Here is a 14,103-nt window from a genome sequence, read left to right as displayed (position 1 = left end):
CTTTATTGCTTATTACAAATAAAATGTGGGTTCTGACTTTAGTCAGAACCATCCTTCGTTCACCACTCTCCACTCACCGCTCTCAACTATGTTTTTTATTTGTTAGCTGTTTTCATAAAGTTTTTTCAGAAGTAGGGCATCATGTTCCAATACTGGACTTTCACATATGATACAACCTTTTATATCGTATTCAATTAGAGCTCTAATAAAATATTCATACTTAAAATCACTTTCCTTGAAAGGAAGGTGATTTTTTTCGCCTTTGGGACCGTAATTAATACCAGCAACGTGAATATGTATATCATTTAATGCTTCCTGTCCTAACTCAGTCCCTATGTACTCAAAGATTTTTCTGAAATCATCATATTCTTTTAGACATCCATTGCCTCTTGCGTGAATGTGTGCAAAATCAATACATGGTTTGCAACTTTCAATTTCTTTGGAAAGTTGAACAATTTCTTGTAGTGAACCAAATTGCGTTCCTTTTCCAGTAGTCTCTAATCTATAATCTACTCCGAAGAAAGGAAGGCGTTCTAAATTACGCTTGATTTCATTATATGCTATACTCGGATCCATACCAAGATAAAAACCAGGATGAAAAATAAGGCTTGTTCCTTTAACTAAAGATAAGGCTTGAGCACCTTTAATAATTCTTTCAAGAGATTTTTCCTTTTTTTCCTCTTCCTTAGCATTAAGATTTATGTAATATGAGCCATGAGCAGATAGGTAAAAATCTTTTTCTGATTTTTTTTGTAGAATTTCTTCTTGATTTTTTTTGGTAACATTTACTGAACGCACGAAGGGGAGTTCCATGGCATCTAAACCAATCTCAGATAAATATTCAATCCCAGTAGAATATTTGAACTTTGAAACTCCATCACCAATAGGTAATCCAGAGATTCCAAATAAAAGTTTATTCATAATCGTACCTCACTTTGTTCTTTCTTTTTTATTAAGTATGATACCACACTTGTATCTCATAATCAAAACGTATAAAATAAAATAAGATGAATATGGCTAAGAAGGGATGTGGGCAGAATTAAAAAGAAATGGTTATTGAGAAGAACGAATATTGATATAAAAGAGTTAGCAAGTAATAGTAGTATATATGGGATCACAACTAAAGTGCTTGTAAATAGAGAGATAAATACAAGTGAGAAGATAAAAAGTTTTTTTGATACATCCTTAAGTAACCTTCATGATGCCTTTTTGATGAAGGATATGGAAAAAGGCATCGAAATAATAACGAATGGTATTAAAGAGAATAAAAAGATACTTATTTATGGAGATTATGATGCCGACGGTGTCACTAGTACAACAATTCTTTATAAAACACTTAAAAATTGTAATGCAGAAGTGGATTTTCATATACCTGATAGAGAGTCGGAAGGGTATGGAATGAGCAAAAATAGGATAAAAAAAATAAAAGAAGAAGGGTTTGATATTATTATCACCTGCGATAATGGAATTTCTGCACTAGAAGAAATAAAGTTTGCCAAAGAATTAGGTTTTACAGTTATAGTTACTGATCATCATGAACTTCCTTTTGTTGAAGAAAATGATGAACGAAAATATATACTTCCAGAAGCAGATGCTATTATCAATCCTAAACGATTTGATTGTGAATATCCATTTGTAAATTTGTGTGGAGCAGGTATAGCTTTTAAATTTTCACAAGCATTACTTAAAAGATTTAATAAGGATGAGAATTTTTTGAAAGACATAATTCAATATGCTGCTATAGGGACTATTTGCGATGTTGTTGATTTAGTTGATGAGAATAGAGTTATAGCCATAAATGGATTGAAAGAGATGTGTAAAACAAAAAATAAAGGTCTTCAAGCATTAATTAATGTTTTGGGTGTTCAAAAAGATAATATTAAATCTTATAATATCGGATTTCAAATAGGTCCATGCATCAATGCCACTGGGAGATTGGAAAAAGCAGATTTATCCTTTGAATTATTAGTGACTGAAGATGAAGGTAGAGCAAAAGAATTAGCAAAAATCCTATTTGAATTGAACAAAAAAAGGCAAGATATGACTAATGAGAATGTAGAACTTATTCTTAATGAACTAAAGGCGGGAATTAAGGATAAAGTTCTGGTTATTTATAAAGAAGATATACATGAAAGTATCGCAGGTATAGTAGCAGGAAGAGTTAGGGAAACATACAACCTGCCAGCTTTTGTCCTTACAGGTGGGAAAGAAATGCCCAAAGGTTCAGGTAGATCTATTGATGAATATAATATGTTTGAAGAAATGATAAAGTGCAAAGATGTTCTTAATAAATTTGGTGGTCATCCTATGGCTGCAGGATTAAGTATAGAAGAAGATAAAATAGACTTGTTTAGAGAAAAGTTAAATGAGAACTGTACTTTAAAAGATGATGATGTGATTCCTAAATTAAGAATTGATAACAGGCTTCCATTAGAATATATATCTAAAGACTTAATAACTGAGTTAAGTAATTTAGAACCTTTTGGAAAAGGTAATTCTAAACCCATCTTTGCTGAAAAAAATATTGAAATATTGGATATAAAAATCCTAGGTAAAAATCAAAACACATTAAAGTTAATTTGTAAAATTGGTAATACAAGAAAAACTATAGATGCTATAGGATTCAATAAAGTAGATACTTTATTGGATGAACTTAAAGAATCATTTGGTGCATGCTATAACGAAATTTTAAAAAAACCTAAAGGATTAAAATTAGATTTAGCTTTTTTCCCAAGTTTAAATGAATTTAGTGGTAAGGTAAGTTTAGTTTTAAAAATAGAAGATTTAAGAGTAAGTAATATATAATTGTTTTATAATTAAAATTTACTTAGAATTATTATCTCCAAAATGCACATACTAATTTTGTACTAAAGAGAGAGCAAATTTCTTTGACAGTACAAAATAAAAATTAGGCATATGAAAAGAAATAAGTAGTCAAAGATGCAGTGTATATTTTGCATATGACGATGAGTTGAGTTCTACTGATAGTTGTTCTATGCATGCGTTCTGACGCAGTATACACTATAAATCTACGTGTAGTTATTTATTTAAATATGCCTTAAATTGTGGAGGTAATTCTCATGACGCTAAAAAGAAATGCACATCAAAATGTACAAAGTTCAATTAATGAGTTAAAGAACATTGAACAAAATTTGACTAATGCAACACAAACAGTAGAAAATCCTCGAACTAAAGAAATGATTCAAAACGAATTAACTAATGTTCAAGCAATGATAAACAAGTGTGAGAGCATTGAAAGCACTTTAGCTACTGACAGATATCCTGGAAATACTACACAATAAAGGAGTTAAGTCAAAAATTTTTCCTTTCAACTTGTTGAAAAAGTCTTGATATATTGATTTTACTCTGATGTCTTTCTTTAGAGTTTCTGACGTAAAAAGGTTTTAGGTATTTGAATATGCCTTAGGTTAAAAACAAAGAGATTGAACAACAGGTTGTATAAACAATAATTGAAAATGCCAATAATGCTTATTTCAAAATTAGACTTTTCAACATGTAGGGGAGATTATTCTCCCCTATAGCTTTATATTTAAAAGGAAACCCCAAAGGTGAAGTCACCTAGGGTTCCCGTTATATTATACTTTATAGTAATCTTTTAATTTTAGATTATATATTTTGCTCGTATTGTTGAACCATTTTTTTAACCATTTCTCCACCAACTGAACCACATTGCTTAGCAGTTAAGTTTCCGTTATATTCTGTAAATTGAACACCTAGTTCAGCTGCAGTTTCCATTTTAAATCTTGCTAAACCTTCCTTAGCTTCAGGTACTAAATTTTTACTCATTTTATATCCTCCTTAAATTTTATCTTTTGTAATTTTTCATTTATAGGTTTTGCTCATAAGCCTGAACCATTTTTTTAACCATTTCTCCACCGACAGAACCGCATTGCTTTGATGTTAAATTCCCATTATAATCTCCAAAAGTTACTCCTAGTTCTGCTGCAGTTTCCATTTTAAATCTTGATAAACCTTCTTTAGCTTCAGGAACTAAGTTTTTACTCACTATGTTACACCTCCCTTCTGTTATATAAATAGTTTATCCATTTTCTCATTAAATATATTGGTGTATTGAAGGATTGGAAACAATAAAGTAGCTTTTGAAGAAAAGAAAGAATACTTTTCTAATATATTCATTTAATGCAATAATTAATATATAATAAGTGTATGCTACAAAATTATATATTAAGAGTTAGGGTGAGGTTATATGAAAAAAAATAAAATTATACTTACAGGTGGCGGAAGTGCAGGACACGTAACGCCTAATATTGCTATGGTGCCACAATTGAAAAAAATAGGATTTGAGATATCTTATATAGGAAGTAAGAATGGAATAGAAAAAGGATTAATTGAAAAAGAAGGAATAAAATATTATGGGATTTCGTCAGGTAAATTAAGAAGGTACTTTGATTTAAAAAACTTTTCTGATCCTTTTAGGGTAATAAAAGGAATAGGAGATGCGCTTAAAATTCTAAAAAAAGAAAAGCCACAAGTAGTTTTTTCTAAAGGTGGCTTTGTTGTTGTGCCAGTGGTAATAGCTGCAAAAATATTAGGAATTCCTGTTGTAGCGCATGAATCGGATATTACACCAGGGTTAGCTAATAAAATAGCTACTCCATTTTGCAATAAAATTTGTGTTACATTTCCTGAGGCGAAAAAATGGTTCAAAGATGATAAGGTAATTGTAACGGGAACGCCTATTAGAGAAGAAATATTTTTGGGAGATGCAAAAGTTGGGAAACAAATATGTAAATTTAAAGACGATAAACCTGTTATCTTAATAATGGGGGGCAGTTTAGGCGCTAAAAATGTTAATGATAAAATAAGAGAACTTTTACCAAGAATTTCTGGAAAGTATAATGTAGTGCATCTTTGTGGTAAAGGAAATATCGATAATAATTTTCAAAAATATAAAGGATATATTCAATTTGAGTATGTATCGGATGAATTAAAGGATATTTTTAAATTAGCGGATATTATAATAAGCAGAGCTGGTGCAAATTCGATTTTTGAATTCTTATCTTTAAATAAACCAAATATCTTAATCCCTTTGTCAAAGAGTCAAAGTAGAGGAGATCAGATTTTGAATGCTCAATCCTTTGAGAAAAACGGATTTAGTATAGTTTTAGATGACGATAATTTGAGTAGTGAAAATATATTTGAAGCATTAGAAAAACTAGAAAGAGACAGAGATAAATATATTGATAATATGATTAAAAGCAAACTTAAAAATGGGCTTGATAATGTTATTAAGGTGATTCTAGAAAATAGCAAATAAGATAAAACTATACAAAGAACAAAGAATCTAATTTATTCTTTGTTCTTTTTTCACTATTCTTTATTTAACCAATAATTTAGGTTAAGAATATAAGTAGATTACTTGGGTTATTAAACTTTAAGATAGGGTATCAATACGTGGAATCTTTAGTATATATATAATAAATTTAATTCATAATAAATAAAATAAGGTGAATTAAGAAAAAATAAAATTGGTTAATGGATTACTATCTGTAATCCATTAAGAATTATTACATGTATATACATCAAAAGGAGGAATTAGATGAAAAACGTTTCAGTAATTTATTATAGTTCAACAGGACATGTAGAAGCAATGGCAGAAAAAATAGCAAAAGGTGCAGAATCACATGGTGCAATAGTAAAAATATCAAGAGTTCAGGATGCAAAGGTTAATGATGTTTTAGATGCTGATATAGTGGCTTTTGGAAGTCCGTCTATGGATGGAAATACTATAGAATCAAATGAGATGCAACCATTTATAACTGAATTTAAATTAATTCCAGTTGAAAAGAAAAAATGCTTTCTTTTTGGTTCATATGGTTGGGATAAAGGCGAATTCATGGATAAATGGATTAAAACAATGCTTGATTATGACTTTGATGTTGTTGATAAATATGTGATTCAAGAAGCTCCTGCAAAGCAAGATTTAGATAAATGTTTTGAGTTTGGAAAAAGATTGGTAACTTATTAAGACATATTTAAAGAAATAACTAGTTATACACCTAATTTAGTAATGTTAGTTTTATATTGTAAAAAATTATTATAAAAATATAGAATATTAAGTAATTTAACAAAAAAATAATGAGAAAAAACTGATTATTCTTACTTGACAAGTTGCAAAAAAAGCATAATAATGTTATATTAGATTTGGTTTTACATTACAAAATGATGAAATAATTATGAGTAATGGTATAAGAACTAAGTTATAGATTTATTTCCAATTTGGTTATAAAAAGTTTGGAAAAAATATTTAAAATTTTTTCGCTCTGCTTGTTCCATTTATGCGAAATTTTTGCTATAATTTTTGTTGAAGAATGGTATTTAAAAAAAATTTATCCTTTAAAAAACACAAAGAAAGAAGGGTTTGCGATGAATAGAATAATGAAAACTATGGATGGTAATACTGCTGCTTCTCACGTTGCTTATGCTTATACTGATGTTGCTGCTATATTCCCAATCACTCCATCTTCTCCTATGGGAGAAAAAGCTGATGAGTGGGCATCTCAAGGAAGAAAAAACATTTTTGGCCAAGAGGTTAAAGTTGTAGAGATGCAATCAGAAGCTGGTGCTGCTGGTGCGGTACACGGATCATTACAAGGAGGAGCTTTAACAACAACTTTCACAGCTTCTCAAGGATTATTACTTATGGTTCCTAACATGTATAAAATTTCTGGAGAATTATTACCAGGAGTATTCCATGTTAGTGCAAGAGCACTTGCTGCTCAAGCTTTATCAATCTTTGGTGATCACCAAGATGTTATGGCTACTAGACAAACAGGTTTTGCTTTATTAGCATCTAACAGTGTTCAACAAGCTATGGACTTAGCTGCTGTTACTCATATCGGTGCTATAAAAGGAAAGGTACCATTCTTACATTTCTTCGATGGATTTAGAACTTCTCACGAATTACAAAAAGTTGAAGTATGGGATTACGATCAATTAGCAGAATTAGCTTCTGATTGTATGGATGATATTAAAGCATTCAGAAAGAAATCTTTAAATCCTGAGCACCCTGTTACAAGAGGTACTGCACAGAATCCTGATATTTACTTCCAAGCTAGAGAAGCGTGTAACCCTTACTATGACAGATTACCTGAATTAGTAGAAGAAACTATGAATAAAGTTAACGCTATGATTGGTACTGACTACAAATTATTCAACTACTATGGAGCACAAGATGCTGATAGAGTAATTATTGCAATGGGATCAGTTTGTGAGACTATTGAAGAAACTGTTGATCACTTAGTAGCAAAAGGTGAAAAGATTGGTTTATTATCAGTTCACTTATACAGACCATTCTCAATAAAGCACTTCTTAGGTCAAATGCCTAAAACAGTTAAGAAAATTGCTGTATTAGACAGAACTAAAGAGCCTGGTTCAACAGGAGAGCCTTTATACTTAGATATTAGAGATGCTTATTATAATGAAGAAAACAGACCAGTTATCGTTGGTGGTAGATTCGGTCTTGGATCAAAAGATACAACTCCAGCACAAATAGTTGCTGTTTATGATTACTTAAATGCTGATTCTCTTAAAACTGGATTTACTGTAGGTATTAATGATGACTTAACTAATACATCAATCCCAGTTGGAGAAGCAATTGATGTAGCTTCTGAAAGCACAAAAGCTTGTCAATTCTGGGGACTTGGATCAGATGGTACAGTAGGAGCTAACAAGAGCGCTATCAAAATTATCGGTGATAAAACTGATATGTATGCTCAAGGATACTTCTCTTATGACTCTAAAAAATCAGGTGGTATTACAGTATCTCACTTAAGATTTGGTAAAGAAAAAATCAAATCTACATACTTAATTAATAAAGCAGACTACGTTGCTTGTCACAACCAAGCATATGTTAATAAATATAATGTATTAAAAGGTATTAAAGATAATGGTATATTCTTACTTAACACTCTTTGGAATGCAGAAGAATTAGAGAGTAAGTTACCAACTAAGATGAAAAAATATATTGCAGAACATGGAATTAAGTTCTACACGCTTAATGCACTTAAAATTGCTCAAGAAGTTGGTCTTGGTGGAAGAATTAACATGATAATGCAATCAGCGTTCTTTAAGTTAGCAAATATCATTCCTATGGAAGATGCTGCTAAATACCTTAAGGAAGCGGTTGTAACTTCTTACAGTAAAAAAGGTCAGAAGATAGTTGATATGAACTTTGATGCAATTGACAAAGGAGCTGAGTCAATCGTTGAGGTTAACATTCCTGAATCTTGGAATAACATAACTGTTGAAGAAGCAGAAGTAGATAAAGATAGATGGGATTTCATGGTTGAAATCGCTGATGTTATGAATGCTCAAGAAGGAGATACGCTTCCTGTAAGTGCATTTGCTGAAAAAGCTGATGGTACATTCCCACAAGGAACATCTGCTTATGAGAAGAGAGGTATTGGTGTAAACGTACCTGAATGGTTATCTGATAATTGTATTCAATGTAACCAATGTTCATATGTATGTCCACACGCTGTAATACGTCCATTCTTAGTAAATGATGAAGAAGTTAAGAATGCTCCAGAAGGAATGAAAGTTCTTGATACTAAAGGTAAAGCTTTTGAAGAATTTAAATACTCTATGGGTGTTTCAGTTCTAGACTGTACTGGATGTGGAAACTGTGCTGATATTTGTCCAGCACCTAACAAAGCTTTAGTTATGAAACCATTAGCTACTCAAGAAGTTGAACAAGAAAGATACGAATTCTTAGTTAATCTTCCAGAGAAGCAAAACCCAATGAAGAAGACTACAGTTAAAGGAAGCCAATTTGAGAAGCCATTATTCGAATTCTCTGGTGCTTGTGCTGGATGTGGAGAAACTCCATATGCTAAACTTATAACTCAGTTATTTGGAGATAGAATGATTATAGCTAACGCTACTGGTTGTTCATCAATTTGGGGTGGAAGTGCTCCTGCAACTCCATACACAACTAACGATAAAGGACATGGACCAGCTTGGGCTAACTCTTTATTCGAAGATAATGCAGAGTATGGTTATGGAATGTACTTAGCTGTTGCACAAATGAGAGATAGATTACAAATATTAGCTGATGAAGCTCAAAATAGTGACTTAAGCGAAGCGTTAAAAGCTACATTAATTGAGTGGAAAGAAAACTTTAAAGATGGTGAAAAAGGTAAAGAAATAAGAGATAGATTATTACCATTATTAGAAGCAGAGAAGTCTAATCCAATAGTAGAAGAAATCTTAGAGAAGCAAGAATACTTAGTTAAGAAATCTGTTTGGGTATTTGGTGGAGACGGATGGGCATATGATATCGGTTATGGTGGAGTTGACCACGTTCTAGCTTCAGGAGACGATATTAATATTTTCGTAATGGATACAGAGGTTTACTCTAATACTGGAGGACAATCTTCAAAGGCTACGCCAACTGCTGCAATAGCTAAATTTGCTGCTGGTGGTAAGAGAACTAAGAAGAAAGATCTTGGTATGATGGCTATGAGCTATGGTTACGTATATGTATCTCAGATTTCTATGGGTGCAGATAAAAACCAAACAATCAAAGCAATCACAGAGGCTGAAAACTATGATGGTCCATCATTAGTTATCGCTTACGCACCATGTATCAACCACGGAATCAAAAAAGGTATGGGTACTACTCAAGATGAGATGAAGAGAGCTGTAGATTGTGGATACTGGGCACTTTACAGATTCAACCCAACACTTAAAAATGAAGGTAAGAATCCATTCTCATTAGATTCTAAAGAGCCAAAAGGTGATTTCCAAGAGTTTATTAAAGGTGAAGTAAGATACGCAGCTCTTGAAAAGATTAAACCAGAAATCGCTCAAGAATTATTTAATAAAGTTGAAGCTGATGCTAAAGAAAGACTTGAAAACTACAAGAAGTTAGCTAATCAATAATTTTAAATATAAATGATGAAAGCCAAACCTTAGGGTTTGGTTTTCTTTTTGTATACATACACTATAATTCAAAGAATAAAGAGTAAAGAACAAAGAATAAATTTGGTTGTTTTTATGTATAATTAGCATATTTTATGTTAAAAATTAATAAAGAGCAGAAAAAATAATAAATTATTTCTTTAAAATGAAATTTCTGCTTTTAAATTGGGGTAAAAGATAGTAAAATGTAATTATAAAAGGCTAAGGAGGTTTTTTTTATGACTGAAAAGAATTGTGGATGTAATAATGAGCATGATCACGAGTGTGGATGTGGACATAACCATAATGAAGAATGTGGATGCGGGCATGAGCCTATGTTTGTAGATCTTCAAGATGAAAATGGAGAAATAATAAAGTGCGAAATTATAGAGGGATTTGAATTAAAGGGTAATGAATATGCTATATTGATTTCTCCTGATGATGAGAATTACTATATTTTCAAAGTTGAAGGCGATGAAGAGGTTGGAGAATTAGTTGTTCCAACTGAGGAAGAGTTTGAAGAAGCTTCTAGTTTTTATGAAAGAATTTTAGAAGAAAGAGAAATCTAAGATGTTAATAGCTGGTGCTTGTTGCCAGCTTTTAATTCGTTTAAAAGGAGATTGGAATGGAAAAATTAGCAATATTTGATGTGGATTTCACATTGACTAGAAAAGAAACATTGATACAATTTTATTCTTTTATGGTAAAAAAAAATCCGAAATTGGTAAGACATCTTCCTAAAAATATTTTTTCAGGACTTTCATATTTAACTGGGAAATTAACAGCTCATGAATCAAAAGAAAGGTTTCTAGGATTTATTAATAATATCCACGAGGATGACATGAAGGAGATTGTTAAGGATTTTTATGAAAAGAGATTAAGTAAGATTTTATATAAAGATGCAATTGAAACGATAAAAGATTTAAAAAAACAGGGATTTCTAATATATCTTATTTCAGCTTCGCCAGAATTCTATCTAAATGAGTTATATAATATTAAAGAGATTGATATGATAATAGGAACAAAAATGAAACGTAATGAAGAAGGTTTAAAATTATGCAATATTATTGAGGGGTTTAATTGTAAGGGCGAAGAAAAGGTTAAGAGATTAAAAGAAGTATTAAAAACTCAGGGGAAAGAGATTGATTTTGAAAATTCATATATGTTTTCAGATTCCTTATCAGACCTTCCTTTGATGAATCTTGTTGGAAATCCAAGATTGATTAACTTTAGGAAAGGTCATGAGACAATTGAGGTACTAAGGTGGAGGTAACCATGAAAAATACGATTGATATCAGAGGTGAATTTTATAGAAAAGATGGTGAAACCCTAAAAAGTGAAACTCAAACTATTATAGTAGACAGTGAGTATTTAATATATGAAGTTTTACGTATAATAGGGGGCAAACCACTTTTTCTTAACGAACATGTAATAAGATTGTTTAAATCCATTAAATTAAAATATTCAGATGTTAGTTTCAATAAAGAAGAATTATTTGAAAAATTACAACAATCCATTAATTGCTTGTGTGATAAAAATAATATTTTGAATGGTAATGTGCAGATTTTGATTGAAGTTAATAATAATGAAATCAAAAATTACGTTTATTTTATTGATCATTACTATCCAGAAGATTATCTTTATGATGAAGGAATAAAAACAGTTTGTGTTGAGATTGAAAGAGAGGATCCTAATGCAAAAGTTCTTAATCTTAAGTATAAAGAACGTATAAAAAAAATTATAACAGAAAAAAATGCATTTGAAGCTATTTTAATAAATAAAGATAATGAAATCACTGAAGGTAGTAAGTCTAATGTTTTCTTTGTGAAGGGTGAAAAATTTATTACTTCAAGGGGGGAAAAGGTACTTGAGGGAATAACGAGGATGAAAATAATTGAAATTATTCGTCGAGAAGGTTATGGCTTTGAAGAAAGAATTATCAGAAAAGAAGAAATAGAAGATATGGATGCTGCTTTTATAAGTGGTACATCACCAAAGGTTTTACCAATAAAAACAATAGGAGATTTCAATTTTGAATCTGCTAGTAATAGATTGATAAGTGATTTGATGAGGTACTATGAATTAGAATGTGAAAATGATATTGAGGAGCAAGGGGAATTGAAAAGTTAATAGAACTAAAAATCCACAAAAAAGCTTGTTGAAATTATAAAGAATTGTCAAAAACAAACGATAACTTACTATATGTTATAGTGAGTATGGTATAATATTCACAAGGGGGTGAGAAAGTGGATGATATGAGAGTTTTTACCGGTGGTTCTGTTGAAGAATGTCTGAAAAAAGCAGCTATTGATTTAAAAGTAGATATAAATGACTTAGAATATGAAATTTTAGAGCAAAAGAAAACGCTTTTTAAGAAGCATTTTAAAATAGAAGTAAAGATACCTTTAGATGAAGATATTGATGGGAAAGTAATGATTAGTGATGGTGAAATCCAAGTCAGTAACCCTAAAGATGGGGGAAGAAAAGCAACTATAACTCCTAGTAAAGAAATTTTCCTTAAAGTAAATGAAGATGAAATAGATAGAAAAACTTCAATATCTCTGGAAGATGATATTGCATGGACAGGAGCAGTGGTTGAAGGTAAAAGAGAATTAAATGTTACTATAAGTGACGATAAAACTGAAGCATACATTGAGTTGCAAAGTATACCTAGGAGGGTTTATGGAATAAAAGATTCTCTAGAAATGACTGATCTTATAGTAGGATCATCTATCGAAGAAGAAATATATCCCCCAGGGTATAGTGTAGAGGATATCCTTGAAGTGCTTACGCAATTCAAAATAACCAATGGACTATTAATGGATAATATAAAAAATATATCTAAAAACAACAAAGCTGATAAGTTAATTGTAGCACAAGGTATTCAGCCACAAGATGGCTCCGATGATAGACTTATATTGAAATACAATGAGAATAAGGTTCCTGTGAAAGATAAAAAAGGAAATGTGGATTTTAAATCAATTGGACATATTTGTACTATCAAAAGCGGAGAAGTGCTGTGTGAACTTATAAAAGGGGTAACAGCTGTAGAAGGAAAAGACGTATATGGAAATAAGATTTCTGCTAATGAAGGTAAGAAAATCAGTGTTAATGCTGGTAAGGGATGTACTTTTATTGACAGTAAAATTATCGCAGTTGAAACAGGTAAGCCTGTGAAAAAAGGATATACATTTTCCATAGAACCTGTATACGTAATAAATGGAGATGTTGATGTTAGTACAGGTGATGTTACATTTGACGGTAATATTGAAATCTTTGGTGAAATATTAGATGGTATGAAAGTAAAGAGTGGAAAATCAGTTTTTATTCACAGTGGTGCTTCAGGAGCAGAAATTATTTCTGAAAATGATATATCAATTAATGGAAATGTAATGACCTCGAATGTTTCATCAGGTAAGGATGAGGTTTATAAGAAAAAAATATTCAACGCTTTAAACAATCTGCATTCTACAATCACTGAACTAAAAAATATGGGTGATCAGGTATATAAGAGTAAGATGTTAGGGCAGAATGTAAAAATTGGTGAAGTGATCAAGATACTCATAGAGAAAAGGTTTAAAAAACTAGAGAAAAATATTCAAGAGTATGAAACTCTAGTAGAAAGCAAAAGTGAAAGATTGAAGTTAATTGCAAGTATCTTGAAGAATAAACTTACAGGGTTAGGAATAATAAATTTAAAAAATATAGATGAATTGGATAAGATATTATTTTTAATAAAAAGTGAACAGGAAAAGATTTATTGTGATGAATTTACACAATCAGATATTAAATTAAACTATATACAAGATTCTAAAATTGTAAGTTACGGAGATGTATATATTAATGGTAAGGGAGAGTATATATCAGAGATTTTCGCTGATGGAAATATATATTTTGCTGAGAGGTCTGTAGCTAGAGGTGGAACTTTGCAAGCAAGAAAAGAAATTAAATGCAGTATTGTTGGTAGTGGTGGTAGAGTTAGGACTACACTTAAAGTAGATAAAGAAGGGCACATTTATATTGATAAAGCCTTCCCAAACACAAAATTAATTGTAGGGAAAATGGAATGTATAATAGAAGATGAATGTAAAGATGTACATGCTTATATGAATGAAAATGGAGAAATTGTTGTGGAGAAAATTAAAGAGTAATAGGGGG

General features: G+C 30.9%; 12 protein-coding genes. 9 read left to right on the top strand and 3 right to left on the bottom strand.

The annotated features are described in order from the left end of the window. Window positions 1-102 precede the first annotated feature (102 nt). A complete protein-coding gene (locus KDK92_RS00175) occupies window positions 103-921 on the bottom strand; it encodes a TIM barrel protein (RefSeq protein WP_250856908.1) in 819 nt (272 codons plus the stop codon). Window positions 922-1,038: 117 nt separating this feature from the next. Here KDK92_RS00175 and recJ point away from each other — a divergent pair, with 117 nt between their 5' ends. Both recJ and KDK92_RS00165 read left to right on the top strand, forming a co-directional pair. Further along, entirely contained in the window at window positions 1,039-2,805 is a 1,767-nt protein-coding gene (gene recJ, locus KDK92_RS00170; protein WP_250858597.1) for a single-stranded-DNA-specific exonuclease RecJ, read from the top strand. Window positions 2,806-3,080: 275 nt separating this feature from the next. Then, entirely contained in the window at window positions 3,081-3,302 is a 222-nt protein-coding gene (locus KDK92_RS00165) for a hypothetical protein (RefSeq protein ID WP_250856907.1), read from the top strand. 325 nt (window positions 3,303-3,627) lie between these two features. Here the strand turns inward: KDK92_RS00165 and KDK92_RS00160 are convergent, their stop codons facing one another. Further along, on the bottom strand, window positions 3,628-3,807 hold the full coding sequence (locus tag KDK92_RS00160) for an alpha/beta-type small acid-soluble spore protein (protein WP_250856906.1): 180 nt from the start codon (window positions 3,805-3,807) through the stop codon (window positions 3,628-3,630). Between the two features lie 40 nt (window positions 3,808-3,847). Beyond that, complete coding sequence (locus KDK92_RS00155; protein ID WP_250856905.1) at window positions 3,848-4,027, bottom strand: alpha/beta-type small acid-soluble spore protein; 180 nt, start codon at window positions 4,025-4,027, stop codon at window positions 3,848-3,850. 201 nt (window positions 4,028-4,228) lie between these two features. On the opposite strand from KDK92_RS00155, the gene KDK92_RS00150 reads away from it, so the two are divergent. The 7 genes from KDK92_RS00150 (at window position 4,229) to KDK92_RS00120 (ending at window position 14,096) form a co-directional block, all read left to right on the top strand. Beyond that, entirely contained in the window at window positions 4,229-5,299 is a 1,071-nt protein-coding gene (locus tag KDK92_RS00150; RefSeq protein ID WP_250856904.1) for an undecaprenyldiphospho-muramoylpentapeptide beta-N-acetylglucosaminyltransferase, read from the top strand. 282 nt (window positions 5,300-5,581) lie between these two features. After that, a complete protein-coding gene (locus KDK92_RS00145) occupies window positions 5,582-6,010 on the top strand; it encodes a flavodoxin (protein ID WP_250856903.1) in 429 nt (142 codons plus the stop codon). Window positions 6,011-6,408: 398 nt separating this feature from the next. Then, a complete protein-coding gene (gene nifJ, locus KDK92_RS00140) occupies window positions 6,409-9,927 on the top strand; it encodes a pyruvate:ferredoxin (flavodoxin) oxidoreductase (RefSeq protein WP_250856902.1) in 3,519 nt (1,172 codons plus the stop codon). A 257-nt stretch (window positions 9,928-10,184) separates the two neighbouring features. After that, window positions 10,185-10,514, top strand: coding sequence for a DUF1292 domain-containing protein (locus KDK92_RS00135; protein ID WP_250856901.1), 330 nt, complete (start codon window positions 10,185-10,187; stop codon window positions 10,512-10,514). A 56-nt stretch (window positions 10,515-10,570) separates the two neighbouring features. After that, window positions 10,571-11,218: an HAD-IB family hydrolase gene (locus KDK92_RS00130; protein ID WP_250856900.1), complete on the top strand. Its 648-nt coding sequence runs from the start codon at window positions 10,571-10,573 to the stop codon at window positions 11,216-11,218. 2 nt (window positions 11,219-11,220) lie between these two features. Beyond that, the gene (locus KDK92_RS00125) at window positions 11,221-12,075 is read left to right on the top strand and encodes an aminotransferase class IV (protein ID WP_250856899.1); all 855 of its coding nucleotides are present in this window, start codon (window positions 11,221-11,223) and stop codon (window positions 12,073-12,075) included. Window positions 12,076-12,200: 125 nt separating this feature from the next. Continuing rightward, on the top strand, window positions 12,201-14,096 hold the full coding sequence (locus KDK92_RS00120; RefSeq protein ID WP_250858596.1) for a flagellar assembly protein A: 1,896 nt from the start codon (window positions 12,201-12,203) through the stop codon (window positions 14,094-14,096). The last annotated feature ends 7 nt before the right edge of the window (window positions 14,097-14,103 follow it).

Origin of the sequence: Oceanirhabdus seepicola, assembly GCF_023684385.1 — a bacterium.
GTDB lineage: Bacteria > Bacillota > Clostridia > Clostridiales > Clostridiaceae > Oceanirhabdus > Oceanirhabdus seepicola.
The sequence above is the reverse complement of the archived record's forward strand: the minus strand, read 5'-3'. Positions and strand labels throughout refer to the sequence as shown.